Below are 18,904 nucleotides of genomic sequence, written 5' to 3' on the forward strand. Positions count from 1 at the left end.
CTCTCACATTCCGAACTTATGCGCCCGGCTGGTAAAAAAGATCCCGGAAGGATGAGCCGCCGGAAACTCCTTCAGTACCTTAAACGTCGTCGTATCATATACAACCACTTTGCCGCCATCCATCAAAGAGACGTAAGCAGCCTCTCCCTTCGGTGTGAACTGCGGGTGCGTGGCGCCGGGCCCGGGATTGAGCGTCTTGACAACCTTCATGCTCTCGACGTCAATGACATCGATCAGGTCTCCGTTTTTGCCGACAATGTCTACCCAGACCTGACGTCCGTCAGGTCGGACGACGGGATAGAGCGCGGTACCGCTGATCGGGATGGGCGTCAGCGGTGTCCAGTCGAGCGCCGAATACACCAGGACGGCCTCGCGTTTGATTGCGGGAAGAAAGGCCAGCCGTCCAGCAAGCGCCCAGCCTTTGAGATGCGGAATTTTCCACAGTGGGACCTCTGGACCTTTGCCCTGCTCGGCCGGGATCGGAACGACCCGCTCGAGTTTCCATGTGTCAAGGAGCCCCATCCAGTCAGAGTCCAACAAGCCCACAATGTAGTAGCGCCCATCAGGACTAATCAGGGCATCGTAGGGTGTCTTCCCGACATTCGCAAACTTTCGGATGACCGGAAAATCCTTTTTCCCTGCATCCACGACCCATACGCTGTTGCCATCCATCAAGGAAAACACAAGGAGATTGCCCGGAGCGTCAACCAGCCCCACTACTCTGGACGGAAGCTCTTTTCCACCCGCGTCTGTATACACCGCCGGAATCGTCTTGACCAACTCCAGCGTCTCAGCATCCAGAATACGCACCTCGCCGGGGACGTAATTACTGAGAGCCACGTACTTGCCATCCTGACTGATGACACCGCCGACGGATACCCCTCCCGCATTGACCTGCTTGACAAGTTTAAGCGTCAAGAGGTCGATCTTCGATACCTGGGCCTGGCGACCAATGACGTAGGCATAACGCGCGTCTGGCGAAAACTTTACGGTAGCATGGGTCAGGTTGCCGAGTCCGGAAATCCGCCCCAAAAGCTCCTGGCGGAAGGAGTCGATGATCAGAACACTGCCGGCCTCTCGTTCAACGACAACCACCAACGATGCCGTACCCCAACGCGGGTCACCGGCGCTCGACTGGATGGGAAGGCCGAGCGCAAAGAGAAAGAGAATGAGAAAAGTCTTAGCAACGTACTGGAAAAAGCGTGCCGACACGATTATTTTCCTTTCCATCCGATAAGATCCCTAACTCCTCATCGCTCAGGTAGCATCCAGGGTCTGAGGCCCACAAGTCCCCGGTCGTCGCCTCCGCTCGTACTCTCGAATTGCCGCCGCACAGCTCAAGATACGGGCAGCGAGCGCAGCGACCTTTGAGGGATTGACGACGATCCTTCAATGCACGCATGACTGGATCGGCCGTATCTTCCCAGATTGCCCCAAAACTCCTCTCACGGACATTGCCGAAGGAGTAATGGCTCCAAAAAGGATCGGCATGGACGTTCCCGAGGCTATCGATGTTTCCCAACGAGGTGCCGGAACTATTCCCCCCTTGACGTTGAAGAAGGCGAAAAACCGATTGCGCCCGCGCAGGGTCGGAGCGTCGCATCTTCAAATAGAGATAGACGCCATCGGCATCGTTATTGCCGGTGGTCACTTCGATCTTTACGCCACGGCGGTGAAAATCCTCAGCCCTTTGCATGAGATAATCGAGCGCGCCTTGCTGTTCCTCAGGCAAAAGATCGTCATGGATAAGTCCCGCTCCCCGTCCCGCATAGACCAGATGCGAGAAGTAGAGGCGATCCAGGTTCTCCTGCTCTGCCATGTCAAAGATCGCCGGCAGGTCAGGGAGTATCCGGCGGCAAAGAGCGGTCCGAATACCGACTTTCATCCCTTCATCGCGGGAGTGGCGCAGTCCTTGTAGCGCCAGCGCGAACGATCCCTGCATTCCGCGAAAGCGATCATGCACCTGCCCGATTCCATCCAGGCTCACGCCGACGTAGGTGATACCGGAACGCCGCAGCCTCTTCGCCGCCGCGGCGTCTATCAACGTCCCGTTCGTTGACAGCGCGCAACGCACCCCAAGATCTTGGGCGTAATCCGCGAGTGTGTAGAGATCCTCCCGATATAAAGGATCCCCACCGGAAAGGATGAGTACCGGAATCCTGTAGTGGGCCAGGTCAGCAATCAGCCGTTTCCCTTCGTCGGTCGTTAACTCATCGGCGTAGGCGCGGTCCTGTGATTGGCTGTAGCAGTGCAGGCAATGGAGGTTGCAACGTCGGGTAAGGTTCCAGATGACTATCGGCTTTTGGGCAGAGGGCGGCAAAGACAACCCGTCTTTCGGCCTCGGAAGCATTTCAGGGCCCTGAACCGGCCCACACGACAGTTCCGTAATCCTCAGCATTGCCGATAATCCAATCCTTAGTCTGCAATATTGACGAATCTAGGAACCATCATACCACGCAATAGACTTCGGGGCGAGCCCAGAAGGACTCGCCCCGAAGGTGTGATTCTTCAAACATAACCCCAGTTAATAGATGTCGCGCACTGTGTTATAGACGTTAAACTTGCCCGTCGGCGTGATGATGCGCGGATCGTCGATCCTAGCTACTTCTTGAAGTGTCTTATCATTATAGACGACGATCTCGCTCTTACCGTCTTTCTTCCCCCACACGCTTATCCATACCTCGTCCCCGGCCTTGTTGAACTCGAAATGGACCGCGCGCCCTTTGTCCGAAACCTTCCAGCACTTCGGATCTTTGTCCATGTTCGCTTTCTCGAAGACGCAGACTTGCTTTTGAATGGCCGGATCACCGTTCAGGGCGTGGTCTACCCAGACATTTTTGCTCTTCGGATGCGTCTTGATAAACAGGCCGCCGCCTCCCAGGGTCTTGAGCTCCCTCACCTTTTTCCAGGCATACTCCTTGTGCTTGGCCGGATCGGTTCCGTAGACGGTAACCTTGCCTTCGCCGAGATGCGGAGTGCCATTCACCGGACCGAATTTCGGATCGATCCAGTTGGCGCCGCGTCCCGGATGAGGCTTGATTCCCGATTCGAAGATCGCCTCCAGCTTGCCTTTCTCGACGTCGATCACGACCACCTTGTTCGCCATGTTAGCCGCCACCATGAAGTAGCGTTTGGTGCTGTCCCAGCCGCCGTCGTGCAGAAACTTCTCGCCTTGGATCTGGGTCATCTTGAGGTTCTTGAGATCCGAGTAATCGACAAGCCAGATCAGCCCGGTCTCCTTAATGTTAATGACCCACTCGGGCTTGAAGTGCGACGCCACGATCGAGGCGACCCGGGGCTCGGGGTGATACTCCATGGTATCGTAGGTCATGCTCCGGCTGCTGATGACCTTCATCGGTTCCAGCGTGGCGCCGTCCAACACAATGATCTGCGGCGGCCAATAGCAACCAATAACAGCAAGCTTATCCGTGAAGTCGCCCAGCTTGCCTTTATACTTACTCGTGTCAATAGAGCGCGCATCACTGCATGGCTTCACCTCGGCGACCTTATCCGGAACCTTCATCCACAGGTCGATCATCGTCGCCCGGCCATCGCGGCCGATGGTGTACATGTAGCGTCCTGAAAAGGAACTGCGCGAGATATGGACCGCAAAGCCGGTCTTGACAGTGTTGACGATCTCCTTGGTGTCGCCGTCGATGATCGCCACCTGGCCGGCATCGCGGAGGGTCACGGCAAAAAAGTTCTGCCAGTCACGGTTATGCTCAGGCTTTGTGGGTCGCTTGTCCGGCGGCACGATCAGGCTCCAACTTTTCTTCATATCCGCCATGGAGAGCTCGGGTGGCACGGGCGGGTCGTGCTGGATGTAGCGAGCCATCAGGTCGACTTCACTGTCCGAGAGAATGCCTTGCCGACCCCAGTCCGGCATACCACCGCCTGTGCCGTTTGCGATGAACGCCTTCAGAACCGGCGTTGTTAACGCACGAGTTTTCGACGGCAGAAGCTGCGGGCCCGTTGCGCCTTTTCTCAAGACTCCGTGACAGCCCGCGCACCGATCGAAATAAATACGCTTGGCCGATTCAAGCTCACCCGGCGCCAACGGTGGAGCCGGCGGAAGCTCTGGCGCCGCAGGCGCCTGCTGGGCCAGCGCTGGAGCGACCCATAGCAACAGGGCTAACAACGCCAACATTGCCTTCCTCGCCATGCCACTTCTCCTTTCGTTAGGTAGTGTCCCCAGGACTTTCATGGTTAGCGCGCTGACAGACCCCACTCATGACCTCACGTTGACTGGATGCTGTTTATACTGCTCAACTGTATGTTTCTATGACTCGTGAGGCTATTTGGAACAGTCTCAAGCCGCATCGGGCGTGACTATCTCACTGCCAGCGTCTGCCTGTCAAGAGTTTTCTTGAGCCGTACCGGGCAACATATTTCGGTTGAAAGCGTCTGGACTGCAATGGTAGGGTAGGGATGGAGTTATGCGCCGTTTTTCAGCATACAACACCGGGAGGAGCCCGAGGACGGGAACGGGCGAGTCATGGAGACATGAGATGTTTGAGACCATTGAATGGACGTCGGCAGGCGCGGTCCGGCTTCTGGATCAGCGCCGATTGCCGACGGAGGAAGTGTATGTCGAATGCCGCGATGCGGCGGCTGTAGCGCAGGCAATCCGATCGATGCAGATTCGCGGAGCCCCGGCAATCGGTGTGGCCGGCGCGATGGGCCTGGCGTTAGCGGCACAGTCGATCGGGGCCAGCAGTTTCGAGGAGTTCTACGCGGAGTTGTCGCGCCAGGGCGAGCTCCTACGCCGGACCCGTCCCACGGCTGTGAACCTGGCATGGGGAATCGAGCGGATGCAGCGATGCGCGGAACAACAGAAATTCCTGCCGATCCCCGAACTCGTCCGGACCCTCATCCGGGAGGCGCAACAGATCCGGGAGGAAGACATCCGGGACAACCAGGCGATCGGCGCGCATGGTCGTGGGCTTATCCCCGATGGGGCCGCCGTCCTGACTCACTGTAACGCCGGCGCCTTGGCCACCGCCGGCTATGGGACCGCCCTGGGGGTCATCCGCGCGGCGCACGCGGCCGGGACCAGACTATCGGTGTGGGCCGGCGAGACACGACCGTTTCTACAAGGCGCCAGACTGACTGCCTGGGAATTGCAGCAGGACGGCATCCCGGTTACGCTCATCACCGACAATATGGCCGGGCACCTGATGCAGCGGGGCGAGATCAATCTCATCATCGTCGGAGCCGACCGGATCGCTCGTAACGGCGATGTGGCGAATAAGATCGGAACCTACACCCTGGCCGTTCTGGCACAAGCGCACGGGCTCCCGTTCTATGTCGCAGCCCCCCTGTCCACCCTGGATCTGTCGCTTCGTGATGGAGAGGCAATCCCAATCGAGGAGCGTGATCCCGAGGAGGTAACCAGTTGGGCGGGTGTCCGGACCGCGCCGGTGGGTGTGAGAGCGAGAAATCCCGTCTTTGACGTGACACCACACCGCTACATTACCGCCCTGATTACCGAGCGGGGGGTAGTCCGGCCGCCCTACGACACAAGCCTGGCCGCGCTGGTCGAGGCCCAGTGAGACTCGCCTGGGCCCGCGTCACAATGGTAGGGGTCTGATGGGGATGCTGTATCGTGCGCAGTACGGCAAAGAATAGGGATAGGGGATGACGCTACAGGGCAAACAGCTCGTACTCGGCGTGACCGGGAGCATCGCCGCCTATAAGGCCGTGGAACTGCTGCGAGCGCTCACCACGGCAGGGGCCGGTGTCCGCGTCGTCATGACCGCCGCAGCGCAACGCTTTGTGAGCCCCCTGACGTTCGCCACCCTCTCACGACAGGACGTGCTGACTGACGACGGAGCCCGGGAGACTGAGGCGATCATGCCGCACCTCGCCGCAGCGCAGGAGGCCGACCTGCTCCTGGTAGCCCCCGCCACGGCCCACACCATCGCCAAGTTCGCCCAAGGGCTCGCCGACGATCTGCTGAGCACCCTCTTCCTGGCGACGACACAGCCGGTCGTGCTCGCACCCGCTATGGACGCGGCTATGGCCCGTCACCCCGCCGTTCAAGAGAATCTGGCGCGACTCCAGCGCTGGGGGGTGCACCTGGTGGGGCCGGCGACCGGGGCGCTCGCCTCAGGGCAGTGGGGTCCCGGTCGGCTAGCCGACCTCGATGAGATCCTGCAGGCCGTAACTGAATTGCTCAGCCCGAGCCAGGACCTGCGCGACGAGGTGGTCCTGATCACCGCCGGCCCGACGCGCGAGCCGCTCGATCCGGTCCGCTACCTGACCACCCGGTCCTCCGGCAAGATGGGCTATGCGCTGGCGGAGGAGGCGGTAGCGCGCGGCGCGCGGACCATCCTGGTTAGTGGCCCGACCGCCTTGCACCCGCCGCACGGGGTCGAGTGCCTCCAGGTTGAAACCGCCTTACAGATGCGTGAGGCCGTGTTCAGCCGCCTGGCGGAGGCCACGGTAGTCATTAAGGCCGCCGCAGTCAGCGACTATCGGATCGCGCAGCCGGCGGACGCCAAGCTGCCGAAACGGGATACGCCTCTGACGCTGGAGCTGGTGCCGAACCCGGATATCCTCAAAGAGGTCGGCGCGAAAAAGGGCACGCGGATTGTCGTCGGCTTCGCGGCCGAGACCGGCGAACTCGTGCAACGGGCTTCCCGCAAGCTCACCACGAAGCAGCTCGACCTGCTCGTGGCGAACGACGTGAGCCAGGAAGGAGCCGGGTTCGCGTGCAACACCAATCTGGTAATCATCCTTGATCCGGCAGGGGGAGTCGAAGAACTTCCTCTGCTTCCCAAACGGCAGGTGGCGCGTCGCATCCTCGACCGCGTGGTGGGTCTCCGGAAAAAGATAGGGTATAGGAGTTAGGGTATAATGGGACATGCGATATGACTGATATGCTCGGTTCCGACATCGATAGCCTCCGGAAGCTGATTGACCAGACGCGCGCCCACCTGCGTCGGCAGCAGCTTCTAGGGGTGGAGCGCCTGTATGTTGCGTGGCCTGAGCGTCTGGAGGTGCAGCCCACATCCTCCTTACCCCTTGCCCAGGTCCGGCAGGCACTGGGGGAGTGTACCCGGTGTAAGTTGCACAAGGGTCGGCAGCATATCGTCTTTGGAGTCGGTAATCCGCAGGCATGGCTGGTCTTCGTTGGGGAGGCGCCAGGGGCGGATGAAGATCAACGGGGCGAGCCGTTCGTTGGGCGCGCGGGACAACTGCTCACCCGGATCATTGAGGCGATGAAGCTCACCCGTGAGCAGGTCTATATCTGTAACATCATCAAGTGCCGGCCTCCAGGCAATCGCAATCCGGAATCAGACGAGATCACCGCGTGCGAGCCGTTCTTGGTCGCGCAGCTTCAGGCCATCCAGCCGAAATTGATCTGCGCGCTGGGCACCTTTGCGGCTCAGACGCTCCTGCGCACCAAGGAGCCGATCTCGAAATTACGCGGGCGATTTCATGACTATCACGGAATTCCGGTTCTGCCTACCTTCCATCCTGCGTATCTGCTGCGCAACCCGCACGAGAAGAAGACGGTGTGGGCGGACATGCAGCTCCTTCAGCGGCAGTATGAAATCCTCACCAATGCACCCCCCCTTGCCTCGATTCCAGAATCCTCTTGACGGGCAGATTGACATAACACAGTTTAGCATAAGATACTTATTGTGGCGGAAGTTCACTAACGGAAAGGCATAAATCTCATCCGTATCACTTTTTACACATCTGAGCAGAAATAGTGACATCTCAGTAGGCGTAGTTGCCTTACGTCAACCATGATAGACATGGTGTAACTGATTAAATATGCGAGTCTTGCAGGATTTCTCCGTCGATCGCGTGCCGATGGCCTGCGAATTGCGAGTCGTCCAATGCAGTAGCCTAAGGCGCTTATTGTCGGAGACGACTATCCATGCCGCCACCAACCAGGAGCTGATCAATTCCGGAAGAAGCACTTAACCGCGCTAATACGCAGGAGGCAAACACATGGCGGAGATGAATGAGCAGCGTGGAATGGGATGGTTGCCGGATTACCCCGACTTTCGGGATCACACGGTCGAACTGGATGAGCTATCTCCACGACTCAAGGCGCTCGGCCAGCGCGACTCGGTCAAGGTAATGCTAAAAAAGGTGGGGGCTGCCGCCTCCCCCAAGGCGCTGCCGGCCTCTGTCGATCTGAGGGCGTGGTGCTCCCCTATCGAGGATCAGGGTGCCTTGGGCTCCTGCACCGCCAATGCCGGGGTAGGCGTGGTGGAGTACTTTGAGCGCCGGGCCTTCGGACACCATCTGGACGCCTCCCGCCTCTTTTTGTACAAGGCAACCAGAAACCTGATGCATTGTACCGGGGATACAGGCGCCTTCCTCAGGAGCACGATGGGGACCCTGGTGCTGTTCGGTGTTCCACCCGAAGAGTATTGGCCGTATGCTATCACTGACTTCGATAAGGAGCCAAGCGCCTTCTGCTATGCCTTTGCCCAGAACTATCAGGCGATTCAATACTACCGGCTTGATCCGCCCGGCACCAGTAAGCCGACCCTGCTCACCCGGATCAAAACGAATCTGGCAGCGGGGCTGCCGTCGATATTCGGATTTACGGTTTACACTTCGATCTCTCAGGCGGCCGGAAGCGGCAAGATCCCTTGCCCTACCTCGGGGGAAAAGGTAGCGGGCGGACATGCCATCGTGGCCGTGGGGTATGACAACGCCATGAAGATTAAGAACGCCCATTCCGGAGGTGTCGAGACCGTAGGAGCCCTGCTCATCCGGAACTCCTGGGGAACAGGATGGGGCGACCACGGATATGGCTGGCTGCCTTACGACTATGTGTTGCAAGGGCTGGCTGAAGATTGGTGGTCACTCCTGAAAAACGAGTGGGTGGATACCGGGGCGTTTAAGATTTAAAGAGTTCTTCCGGCATCCAGGATATCGTTTACCCACGCAAGATCCGGTAGAGCCGATTTGTACGTCAAGGAGGCACGCCCGATGACGGTCGTCACTGTCAAGAATCGACTTCAGGTAGAGAAGGGATCGCCCCATCCGCTCGGGGCCACTCCTGATCAAAACGGGGTGAACTTCTCGCTGTTCTCGGAGAATGCCACGGGTGTTGAGATCCTCTTATTCGAGCGGCATGATGTCCCAGAACCATTTCAGATCATCCAATTCGACCCCTTCGTCAACAAGACCTTCCATTTCTGGCATGTCTACGTGCGGGGAGCAAGGCCGGGTATTCTCTATGCCTACCGCGTGGACGGCTCGCCGGATCGTGGCGCAGGGCATCGTTTCGATCGGACAAAGGTGCTGATCGATCCATACGCCAGGGGCAACACGAACAGCCTCTGGAGGCGGGCGGATGCCTGCGGACCCGATGATAACCTCTCGACCTCTATGCGATCGGTCGCGATCGAGACATCAGGATACGACTGGGAAGGCGATCGGCCCCTCAACCGACCCATGGAAGACACCATCATCTACGAACTGCATGTGAGGGGGTTCACCAAGTCACCCTCATCGGGAGTCGCGCACCCGGGAACCTTTTCGGGCGTCATCGAGAAGGTTCCCTACCTCAAGGAACTGGGCGTGACGGCCGTAGAATTGCTGCCGATCTTTGATTTTGATGAAACCGATGTTCTTCGCGTGGTGGACGGCACGCCTCTCAATAACTTCTGGGGATATAGCACCATGGGGTTCTTCGCGCCGCAATCCGCCTATTGCGTTTCTCCCAAAAGCGGCTCTCATCTCCGGGAGTTTCGCGATATGGTGAAGGCGCTGCACAAGGCCGGCATCGAGGTGATCCTGGATGTCGTCTTCAACCATACCGATGAGGGGAACCACCTGGGACCCGTCTTTTCCTTCAAGGGAATCGATAATCTGGTCTACTACTTCCTGGTGCCGTGGGACAGACAGTTTTACCTTGACTACTCAGGCTGCGGGAATACGTTAAACTGCAACCATCCGATCCCGCAGAAACTGATCGTTGAGTGCCTCCGATACTGGGTTCGAGAGACGCACGTAGATGGGTTCCGATTTGACGAGGGCTCCATACTGTCGCGGGGCGAGGACGGCAGCCCCCTCCCTCATCCACCCGTCGTCTGGCAGATCGAACTGGATGAGGAGCTGGCGGATACGAAGGTGATCGCCGAGGCATGGGACGCTGCGGGTCTGTACCAGATCGGTCATTTTCCCGGCGACCGCTGGGCAGAGTGGAATGGGCGCTATCGCGATGATATCCGGCGCTTTGTCAAAGGAGACCCGGGACTGATCGGCACTGTGGCATCCCGGCTGGCTGGAAGCGCCGACCTCTATCAGGCGGTCGGAGAACTCCCCATCAACAGTATCAACTTCATCACCTGCCATGATGGCTTCACCCTGAACGATCTGGTCTCCTACAACGTGAAACACAACGAAGGGAACGGCGAAGGGAACCGGGATGGCATCAATGACAATCTGAGCTGGAACTGCGGCGTGGAGGGCGAAACGGATGATGCCGCCATTGAAGCGCTCCGAGAGCGCCAGATCAAGAACTTCATCACGATCTTGCTGCTCTCACGCGGGGTGCCGATGATCTTATCCGGGGATGAGGTCCGCCGGACGCAGAAAGGGAACAACAACGCCTACTGCCAGGATAATGAGATCGGATGGGTTGACTGGACCATGTCGCAGACGTACTATGAGATGTTTCGCTTCTGGAAGCGGATGATCGAATTTCGAAAGACCCATTCTACCCTTCGCCAGCGTTTCTTCTTCAGTGGGGCAGTTAATGAGCGAGACGTGGCAGATGTCTCCTGGCATGGCTGCAAATTGAACCAACCCGAGTGGTCCGATCTGGGGGCCAGGGAGCTAGGGATGACCCTGGGCGGCTTTGATGACGAACCGGATATTCACGTCATGCTGAACATGCACTGGGAGGGCCGCGAGTTTGAGATCCCGTCGATTCCCGATCGTCGGTGGTTCAAGGTGATCGATACGGCTGCGTCCTCGCCCCACGACATCGCGGATCCGGGGGATGAGACGGAGTTCGCTGGTCATGTCTGCTCGGTACAGGGGCGGAGCATCGTCGTGCTGGTTTCTGGGTAACGTAAAGATCCAACTCTTAACGTCACGCTTAAGCCATGTCGGGAACGGCGAAAGATGAACAGATTCCGAAGCAATTAAGGAGGTAGTTCATGCTGAGAACGGGGTGGCACATGCTCAGGTTCACCGGCGCCGGCATCTTGCTCACGGTGACCTTGGCCTTCATTGGACCGATCTCTGCCGATGCCGGTTTAGTGTCCGGACGCGTCAACGATACGAAGGGGAAATTTCAAGCGGGGGGGACTTTCCGTGTGAAAGATTCCACAGGCAAAATGGTCAACGACCACGTGAAGACAGATGAGCGCGGGGGGTACAGTATTTTCCTGCCCCCTGGCGTTTATACGGTAGAATTTAGCGATGGCAGGAACGCAGTAATCCAGAGCCATCCAGAACCTCTTCAGCAGAACATCTACCTGAAGTAAGAGACGGAGCGAAGCCATGCCGGGCAACCCGGAAGAGGGGTCGAGTTCAGAAACAGCCGATCCAGTGCGACGTTCAGGTCGCATCAAGGATGCGGTCGAGATCATTGCCAAACTTGCCACGCCCGTAGCCGTCATTGTGGCAGCATGGGTAGGAGCTCACATTGCTAACACCTTTCAGGATCAAATCACTCGTACCACCCTGGAAAGCCAGCGTCAGATTTCAGGTACAACCCTGCTCAGCGAGCGGGAGAAGGCGGAAAGCCAGCTCCGGGCCTCCATGTTCAGCAGTCTCATCGATCCGATCGTCGGACCGAAGCAAGGAGGCGGCGTGTCCGCCGAAGGGGAACGACTGCTGGTAGAACTGCTGGCCCTCAATTTCCATGAGCATTTTGAGTTAAAGCCATTGTTCGACCGGGTGGATAAGCGACTCGTCGGTGAGGGGGCACGGGAAGCACGCCGATCGTTGCGATCGGTCGCCGACCGGATCATTGATCGGCAGATCGCCTCGCTGCGAAAAGAGGGGAGCGCAAGCGCCAACGGCTCTGACAAGGCTGGAGCGAGGGTTGACATGTTAACCATTACGGAGCCGCCGGTGACCCCTGCACAGAAGGCGGTATTTGATGCGCTCGCCGCCAATGAGCAACGGCCGTATCAGGTTGTGGCGACATTGAAAGAACCGATCGGCGGTTTAACCTCACCCGATGGGCAACATCGATTGACCATTGTCGTAGACGAAGCCGACTGGGCCAACCACCGGTTGAGGGTGCAACTCGTCGACGTCAGCACGAAAGGGGAGTCGCTGAACTCAAACGTGGCGTTCACCCTTACGCACTTCGACTTCCCCCTTACCGACAACACCCTCTTCCCGGATGGCAATCGGATCGCGCTCGCACTCTCCAGCGTCCAGGCTGATATGGGATTAAAAAGCGTGGTGCTCAAGCTCATCTGGTTTCCAAAAGATTATTTCACGCCTCGGGAACGGCCCCTCGACAATAGTGAGTTCCTGAAACTGGTGGGAAAGAAAACATAGGCTGTGGATTCGTGGGTACCTTCCAGGGGATCTCGCCCGGGCGCTATGGATAGACGCTCGGCATAATTCATTGAAATAATCGTACTATATACACACAGGCGGTAACGTGCCGTTGCGAAGGAACAAAGCGACCGGAGTCACCGCATAAGACAAGGCTCCATGTCTCCTCGGCGCATCTATGGACTTTGACAGTCGCCCGCCTGACTGCTCTCCAACTTCATTATTTCCGTAGTGAATTTCAGATGTATAATAGCCCTCGAATGTGAGACGGTAGATCAGAATGCTACGCCTCCTCCTCAAAGCGGAGGCAGGAGCGATGACAGAATACGGCAGGCATCGCGTCACCGCATCCATCAACGCGAAGAACGCGATCAATGGGCGAGCGTCTGTGAGCCGATCGTCAAGCAACAGAGACATGCGTGACGCTCAGATTAACCACCAGAGAAAGGAGAAGTGGGGGATGACCGGAAAGATACCGATCCTCATTACTGTAACGTTGAGTTTGGTCCTTACTATGGGATGTCGGATGAAGAGCGATATGAATCTCAAGACCGCCAAGGTAAGCTCTCCAGCCGTCTACTGTCTCTTTGATCCATCCTGTGCAGTACCCGTCACTGACAGTAATACTGTTCCTATCCCGATGCAGGCTGGGGGAACGGCTTTTCTTCAGTCCCGTACATTCGCGGGTAAGCCTGGTACGCCGGCAAGCGGTTTATATGGATATGAGTACCGGCTTGATCTCGAGAAGGCTGTTGAGACGAAGGTCCAGGTCGAGGAGGTCGGGGAGGTCACGTACATGCCTTGTTTGCGGTCGATAGTATTTGACTTCGGTCCTATCATCGACACCCTGGATTACAATGGCGATGGGCAGGCCGGCGATCTGATTTATGTCGTTACGAGCGGCGGTCCGGGAAGGGTAGGTCTTGGATCCGTAGAGCGGTTTCACGGCAGGCTGACGTTTAACTTCGACTCCCCAGTCTGCGTCGGGGGCCCTCATAGTCACGGTGACAGCACCTTCTTCTTTGGCCTGGTCTCCGCACAACCGCCGAGATCCGTCGACGCAACGATCATGGAGACGGGCGGCTTAAGTGTAGCATCGCCAAAAATGAAGAAAAATATTAGGTATCACGTCAACGTCTATGCGCCCCAAGTAGGCGCCGGAGGATAAGCCGGATCGTCCCGGAAGCCCTTGAGAGCAATTGGGACCGAGGACCGACGACGGTCACGATCGTCGGTCCTCGGTCAGGGCGCCTTTTTCAAACGGCGTGCAACTGCATGACGATCCTTTACAGGTAACAGCCGCCTCGGCTATAGTCTGGGCATGCCCACCGAAGTCAATCATCTTCTCGCGGAAATCGCCTTGCCGGTTCCACCGCGAAGAGTCCTGACGTATACTATCCCATCCCTCTTGCAGAAACAGGTCGAGGTCGGTAAGCGAGCCCTCGTCCCGCTCGGTCCTCGCTTGGTGACCGGGTATATTGTCGGTCTCCTCTCTTCCGGACCGGTTGACCTTCAAAACCTCAAGCCGATCGATGCGATCCTGGACTCCGAGCCGCTGCTCGATCACCACATGCTGAAACTGACGCGCCTCGTAGCGGACTATTATCTGACATCGTGGGGGCTGGTTATTCGAGTATCCCTCCCCCCTGGGATCGATCGCAGGACGGCCCGGACCGTCGAGATCATCGAGTCGCCGGAGCGCCTCGCCCAAGAGGCCGGCAAGCTGAGTCCCCTCCAGCGTGAGATATTGACTGCGCTTCAGGCACGGCGTCGCATGCCCCTGTCATCCCTCAAACGGCGTTGGCCGGCCAAAGAGGTCGATAGGCTCATCCGAACCCTCGTCAGTCTGAATCTCGCAAGTCTTACCTACCGTGAGAATATTCCGGCTGTCCGACCCGCCTACCGATCACTGGTTGACTTAGCGGCTGACCGGGCCATGGTCCGGGCGGAGATCGACGTGTTCCACAGAAGGGCGCGGCGGCAAGCCTCATTGCTCGAACACCTGTTGCAATCCGGCTCAACAATCACCTCTGCCGAGGCCATATCTATCGCCGGCGCCTCCGGGGTTCGCAGCCTTATCGCCAAAGGCTTCATCCGTCAGGTCATGGAGGAGATCGAGCGATCGCCCTGGGAAGAGACCGCTGTGGCTGCGGATTCCTGGCCCGAACCAAACTCAGCCCAGCAAACAGCGGTTGATGGGCTCATCCAGGGACTGAACTCACGGACATTTTTCCCGGCGTTGCTGTATGGCGCGACGGGGAGCGGCAAAACCGAGGTCTATCTTCGGGTGATCAGCGAGGTGGTACGGCAGGGAAGGCAGGCGCTCGTGCTCGTCCCTGAAATCGCCTTGACGCCGGTTACTGCCGATCGATTCCGCTCCCGCTTCGGGGATCGAATCGCGCTGCTGCATAGCGGCCTCTCACCCGGCGAACGGCTGGATCAGTGGCGCCGCATCAAGCGCGGAATGGCCGATATCGTCATCGGTGCGCGGTCCGCGGTCTTCGCTCCCCTCTCCCGCCTCGGTCTCATCGTTGTCGATGAAGAGCACGACACCTCCTACAAACAGGATGATGACCCACGCTACCATGCGAGGGACGTAGCCATGGCCAGAGGGCAGATGCTTGGCATTGCAGTCCTCCTTGGTTCCGCAACCCCAAGCTTCGAAAGTATCCATCGCGCCAAGGAAGGGGCCTACCGACTGTTCCTGCTTCCGGAAAGGGTCCACGCCAGGGCGCTGCCCTCGATCACGCTGATCGATATGCGCGAAGAACGTGCGCAGATTGGGGTGCGTGGTGCGCCGCTCATCTTCTCCAGACGGCTGACGGACGCGATCAAGGAGACGCTTGCGAAAGGAGAACAGATCCTGCTGTTCATCAATCGACGAGGTTACGCCAGGTTGTTGCTCTGCCGCGAGTGCGGCTTTACCTTGCGGTGTCCGCATTGCAGCACCTCGCTCATCTATCATGCTGCGGATGATAAGATGCGCTGCCATTACTGCGATTATCGGGAACGGCCACCAGGACGTTGCCCTCAGTGCGGCGGAATCGCCTGCGGATGGCTCGGGTACGGGACGCAGCAGGTCGAAGCTGCCGCTCGGATCCTCGCTCCGAATACAACTATCGCAAGGATGGATCGCGACACCACCAGAGGGCGGCAGGCATACCGACAGATCCTCAAAAGCGTGCAGCAGAGACAAACGCAGATTCTTATCGGGACACAGATGGTTGGGAAAGGGCACGACTTCCCAGGAATTACCCTGGTGGGCATCCTCTCTGCCGACGGTTCAATGCAGATCCCGGATTTCAGAGCCGGGGAGCGAACCTATGCCCTGCTCACACAGGTAGCCGGACGAGCCGGCCGTGGAGACCGCCCCGGTCAGGTCATCGTTCAGACGTATAACCCGGAACACTATTGCATCCTCGCAGCTCGCAATCATGATTATGAAGCGTTGTGCCAAATCGAGCGGCCGCTCAGAGAGAAACGCGGTCTCCCGCCCTTTGGCTTCCTCATCCTACTCCTGGTCACTGCTGTAAACGAGGCTCACACGCAGGCGAAAGCCGAGCGACTCGCCGACCTTCTCCTGGAGCGGGCTGGTTCATCCGTTACCATCGAGGGACCTGCGCCGGCGCCGCTTTACCGACTGAAAGGACGCTATCGCTGGCAGATCCTCGCCAAAGGTCATGACTCGAGTACATTGCATCGCTGGGTGAAGGAGACGATTGCGCTGCTCCCGCCATTAGAACAAGCGGGAGTCGAGATCGATGTCGATCCCGTTGATCTGTGTTGAGCAAGCAGCAATCAGCTCAGCAGGTAAATAGACTGAAGACTGAAGGCTTTTAGGAATAGGATTCAATGAGTAGTTACGAGCCTTCACCAATTGTCTTTTGAACGATGATGTATTACAGTAGCGGCATAATGACGAGAATAATGAGCCCAAGGGAGACCGAGTCGCCGCTTCGCATGGGCGAATCCCTGGACAACCTTGGCATCTCGGGTCTAAAGGTCATCCAGAGTCTGACGGGCTTCCGCTATTCGATGGATGCGCTATTGCTGGCGCAGTGGGCCGCACCGCAATCCACCGATCGAGTCCTTGATCTCGGCTGCGGAAACGGCGCCATCGCCTTCCTGCTGGCTCATCGGCATCCACATATCCGCATCATTGGACTTGAGGTTCAGCCTGCCTTGGCTGACCGGGCCTGGCGGGGCACACGATTCAATGGGTTACAGAGCCGCATCGAGATCATGGAGGGCGACCTTCGTCAGATTAGAGGGCTACTGCCGGCGTCGAGCTTTGATATGGTGCTTTGCAACCCGCCGTATCGGGAACTCAGCCGAGGTCGGCTGAGCCCGGCTCTCGAGATTCAACAGGCCAAACATGAGCTAACCGTCACCCTTCAAGAGGCGATTGCGGCCATCCGATATGTGCTCGCCCCCAAAGGACGAGCGCACCTGATCTACCATGCCTCTCGGCTTACCGATGTACTGAGCGGCCTCAGGGCTGATCGGTTAGAGCCGAAAATGTTGCGGCTGGTCCATTCCTACCCTGGCGCCGAGGCGGAACTGTGCTTGATTGAGGCGCGGCGAGACGGGCGGCCAGGACTGCAGATCCTTGCCCCTCTTTTTGTCTATCAAACACGGAGCGGACCTTTGTCACCCGGTATGGAAGCTATCTATCACAGTCTGGCTACCTCTGACGTACGGAGTGGAGGAGCATGAGTCGATACACCATCGCCCTTGCGCAGATTAACCCCGCTCTCGGCGATCTGGAGCGGAACCTGGCCCTGCATGAAAAGACGGCTGAGGAGGCGATCGTCCGGGGTGCCAGCCTTGTGATCTTTCCCGAACTGAGCCTAACCGGGTACTTTCTCAAGGATATTGTCTCATCCGTAGCCTTTCCCCTGACCAGTTCCATCCTCGATAGACTTCGAAATCTGAGCCGTCGTATCGATCTTGTTATTGGACTGGTCGAGGAATCGCCTGAACACCTGTTCTATAATACCGCTCTCTACCTTTCTATGGGTGAGATCCGGCATGTCCACCGCAAGGTCTATTTGCCCACGTATGGGATCTTCGATGAGCAACGATACCTTGCGGAAGGCGGTCAGATCAGGACATTTCGCGCAAAAGTCGGTCGGTCTGCGATCCTGATCTGCGAAGACATGTGGCATCCATCGGCGGTATTCGTTGCCTCCCTCGATGGGATGAAGATTCTTATCTCGCCCTCCGCCAGTCCGGGTCGCGGGGGTCTGGAAGAAGGCAAATCGTTCGCGAACGCCAGAGCCTGGGAGACGATCAACCGGGCCTATGCCCAGCTCTTTACCTGCTATGTCCTCTACGCAAATCGGGTCGGATACGAGGATGGAGCCTGCTTCTGGGGCGGCTCAGAGGTGATCGCCCCCTCCGGCGAGCCGGTGGCCAAGGCAGAGTATCTCAGCGAACAGATCCTGGTGGCCGAGATCGATCCGGCAGAGGTCCGGCGAGCCAGGATGTTGAATCCATTAGTTCGCGATGAGCGATTGGATGTTACGTTGCGAGAGTTAGAGCGGGTGAGAAGGGAGGGGGCCAGGTGATCGGTCTCTCCTTAAATTGCGAATTTGTCCAACAAATCCTGACCGGGTTTATTACCAACGAAGTCCGAAAGACCGGGTTCAGTCGTGTCGTGGTTGGGCTGTCCGGCGGGGTGGATTCAGCGCTATCCGCCTATCTCGGAGCCGAGGCCCTCGGCGCTGAGAATGTCTTAGCCCTCCTGATGCCGTACCGAACCAGCAGTCCGGAGAGTCGGGAGCACGCCGAACTGGTGGTGAAACGACTCCGCATCCAATCGGACGTCATCGAGATCACGCCGATGGTAGACGCCTACTTCGAACGCTTCCCCGAGTCAGATCAGGTCCGCCGCGGCAACAAGATGGCCCGCGAGCGAATGACCATCCTCTTCGACCATTCGGCCAAGCTCAAGGCCCTGGTCCTGGGGACCAGCAACAAGACGGAGCTGCTGCTGGGATATGGCACGCTGTATGGTGATATGGCCAGCGCCATCAATCCCCTAGGTGACCTGTACAAGACCCAGATCAGGCACCTGGCGCGCCACATGGGCATCCCGGAGGTCATCGTTGGTAAGGCGCCCAGTGGCGATCTCTGGGTTGGGCAAACAGATGAGGCGGAGCTTGGCTTCACCTACGAGGAGGTCGATCGAGTCCTCTACCTGATGGTGGACCGCCGGTACGACATCCCCGATCTTATCGCCGCCGGATTCGACGAGCGATTCGTCAGAGCCGTTCTCGCCAAGGTCCAAGCCTCCCAGTACAAACGGCGCCTGCCCCTTATCGCCAAGATCTCCGCCCGCACCATTGACCGCGACTTCCGCTACCCACGCGACTGGGGCAAGTAGCGCTGTTATTGGATC

Annotated in this window: 15 protein-coding genes; 12 read left to right on the forward strand and 3 right to left on the reverse strand. The window is 58.2% G+C overall.

The window, feature by feature from the left end; genetic code table 11:
- Positions 1-3: 3 nt before the first annotated feature.
- The 3 genes from PHV01_RS05395 to PHV01_RS05405 all read right to left on the reverse strand — a co-directional run bounded on the left by PHV01_RS05395 (position 4) and on the right by PHV01_RS05405 (position 4,162).
- Positions 4-1,212 carry a cytochrome D1 domain-containing protein gene (locus PHV01_RS05395; RefSeq protein WP_337290121.1) on the reverse strand — a complete coding sequence of 403 codons (1,209 nt, stop codon included), beginning with the start codon at positions 1,210-1,212 and terminating at the stop codon, positions 4-6.
- A complete protein-coding gene (locus PHV01_RS05400; RefSeq protein WP_337290122.1) occupies positions 1,181-2,398 on the reverse strand; it encodes a radical SAM protein in 1,218 nt (405 codons plus the stop codon). The genes PHV01_RS05395 and PHV01_RS05400 overlap by 32 nt, the downstream gene beginning before the upstream one ends.
- Positions 2,399-2,524: 126 nt before the next feature.
- Positions 2,525-4,162 carry a cytochrome D1 domain-containing protein gene (locus PHV01_RS05405; RefSeq protein WP_337290123.1) on the reverse strand — a complete coding sequence of 546 codons (1,638 nt, stop codon included), beginning with the start codon at positions 4,160-4,162 and terminating at the stop codon, positions 2,525-2,527.
- Positions 4,163-4,508: 346 nt separating this feature from the next.
- On the opposite strand from PHV01_RS05405, the gene mtnA reads away from it, so the two are divergent.
- From mtnA to PHV01_RS05465, 12 genes are all read left to right on the forward strand, one after another.
- Positions 4,509-5,552 (forward strand): S-methyl-5-thioribose-1-phosphate isomerase, encoded by a 1,044-nt coding sequence (gene mtnA, locus PHV01_RS05410; protein WP_337290124.1) that lies wholly within the window; start codon positions 4,509-4,511, stop codon positions 5,550-5,552.
- Between the two features lie 85 nt (positions 5,553-5,637).
- On the forward strand, positions 5,638-6,852 hold the full coding sequence (coaBC, locus tag PHV01_RS05415; RefSeq protein ID WP_337290125.1) for a bifunctional phosphopantothenoylcysteine decarboxylase/phosphopantothenate--cysteine ligase CoaBC: 1,215 nt from the start codon (positions 5,638-5,640) through the stop codon (positions 6,850-6,852).
- A gap of 20 nt (positions 6,853-6,872) precedes the next feature.
- Positions 6,873-7,607: a uracil-DNA glycosylase gene (locus PHV01_RS05420; protein ID WP_337290126.1), complete on the forward strand. Its 735-nt coding sequence runs from the start codon at positions 6,873-6,875 to the stop codon at positions 7,605-7,607.
- Between the two features lie 358 nt (positions 7,608-7,965).
- Positions 7,966-8,880: a C1 family peptidase gene (locus PHV01_RS05425; protein ID WP_337290127.1), complete on the forward strand. Its 915-nt coding sequence runs from the start codon at positions 7,966-7,968 to the stop codon at positions 8,878-8,880.
- A gap of 81 nt (positions 8,881-8,961) precedes the next feature.
- Positions 8,962-11,052 carry a glycogen debranching protein GlgX gene (gene glgX, locus PHV01_RS05430; RefSeq protein ID WP_337290128.1) on the forward strand — a complete coding sequence of 697 codons (2,091 nt, stop codon included), beginning with the start codon at positions 8,962-8,964 and terminating at the stop codon, positions 11,050-11,052.
- A gap of 89 nt (positions 11,053-11,141) precedes the next feature.
- Positions 11,142-11,471, forward strand: coding sequence for a carboxypeptidase-like regulatory domain-containing protein (locus PHV01_RS05435; RefSeq protein ID WP_337290129.1), 330 nt, complete (start codon positions 11,142-11,144; stop codon positions 11,469-11,471).
- Positions 11,472-11,487: 16 nt separating this feature from the next.
- Positions 11,488-12,501, forward strand: coding sequence for a hypothetical protein (locus tag PHV01_RS05440; protein ID WP_337290130.1), 1,014 nt, complete (start codon positions 11,488-11,490; stop codon positions 12,499-12,501).
- A gap of 460 nt (positions 12,502-12,961) precedes the next feature.
- The gene (locus PHV01_RS05445; protein ID WP_337290131.1) at positions 12,962-13,669 is read left to right on the forward strand and encodes a hypothetical protein; all 708 of its coding nucleotides are present in this window, start codon (positions 12,962-12,964) and stop codon (positions 13,667-13,669) included.
- Positions 13,670-13,861: 192 nt separating this feature from the next.
- The gene (gene priA / locus PHV01_RS05450; protein ID WP_337290132.1) at positions 13,862-16,288 is read left to right on the forward strand and encodes a primosomal protein N'; all 2,427 of its coding nucleotides are present in this window, start codon (positions 13,862-13,864) and stop codon (positions 16,286-16,288) included.
- 140 nt (positions 16,289-16,428) lie between these two features.
- Positions 16,429-17,217, forward strand: coding sequence for a methyltransferase (locus PHV01_RS05455; protein ID WP_337290133.1), 789 nt, complete (start codon positions 16,429-16,431; stop codon positions 17,215-17,217).
- Positions 17,214-18,071 carry a nitrilase-related carbon-nitrogen hydrolase gene (locus tag PHV01_RS05460; RefSeq protein ID WP_337290134.1) on the forward strand — a complete coding sequence of 286 codons (858 nt, stop codon included), beginning with the start codon at positions 17,214-17,216 and terminating at the stop codon, positions 18,069-18,071. Before PHV01_RS05455 ends, PHV01_RS05460 begins: the two co-directional genes overlap by 4 nt.
- Positions 18,068-18,889 carry an NAD+ synthase gene (locus tag PHV01_RS05465; RefSeq protein ID WP_337290135.1) on the forward strand — a complete coding sequence of 274 codons (822 nt, stop codon included), beginning with the start codon at positions 18,068-18,070 and terminating at the stop codon, positions 18,887-18,889. Before PHV01_RS05460 ends, PHV01_RS05465 begins: the two co-directional genes overlap by 4 nt.
- The last annotated feature ends 15 nt before the right edge of the window (positions 18,890-18,904 follow it).

The sequence above is a fragment of the Candidatus Methylomirabilis sp. genome (genome assembly GCF_028716865.1).
Classification (GTDB): domain Bacteria; phylum Methylomirabilota; class Methylomirabilia; order Methylomirabilales; family Methylomirabilaceae; genus Methylomirabilis.

Bases quoted from the DNA above. Each gene is read 5' to 3' on its own strand.
- PHV01_RS05420 (WP_337290126.1), top strand. From the start codon at position 6,873: ATGACTGATATGCTCGGTTCCGACATCGATAGCCTCCGGAAGCTGATT.
- coaBC (WP_337290125.1), top strand. From the start codon at position 5,638: ATGACGCTACAGGGCAAACAGCTCGTACTCGGCGTGACCGGGAGCATC.
- PHV01_RS05435 (WP_337290129.1), top strand. From the start codon at position 11,142: ATGCTGAGAACGGGGTGGCACATGCTCAGGTTCACCGGCGCCGGCATC.
- PHV01_RS05440 (WP_337290130.1), top strand. From the start codon at position 11,488: ATGCCGGGCAACCCGGAAGAGGGGTCGAGTTCAGAAACAGCCGATCCA.
- PHV01_RS05400 (WP_337290122.1), bottom strand. From the start codon at position 2,398: ATGCTGAGGATTACGGAACTGTCGTGTGGGCCGGTTCAGGGCCCTGAA.
- PHV01_RS05445 (WP_337290131.1), top strand. From the start codon at position 12,962: ATGACCGGAAAGATACCGATCCTCATTACTGTAACGTTGAGTTTGGTC.
- PHV01_RS05425 (WP_337290127.1), top strand. From the start codon at position 7,966: ATGGCGGAGATGAATGAGCAGCGTGGAATGGGATGGTTGCCGGATTAC.
- PHV01_RS05460 (WP_337290134.1), top strand. From the start codon at position 17,214: ATGAGTCGATACACCATCGCCCTTGCGCAGATTAACCCCGCTCTCGGC.
- PHV01_RS05405 (WP_337290123.1), bottom strand. From the start codon at position 4,162: ATGGCGAGGAAGGCAATGTTGGCGTTGTTAGCCCTGTTGCTATGGGTC.
- PHV01_RS05455 (WP_337290133.1), top strand. From the start codon at position 16,429: ATGAGCCCAAGGGAGACCGAGTCGCCGCTTCGCATGGGCGAATCCCTG.
- mtnA (WP_337290124.1), top strand. From the start codon at position 4,509: ATGTTTGAGACCATTGAATGGACGTCGGCAGGCGCGGTCCGGCTTCTG.
- glgX (WP_337290128.1), top strand. From the start codon at position 8,962: ATGACGGTCGTCACTGTCAAGAATCGACTTCAGGTAGAGAAGGGATCG.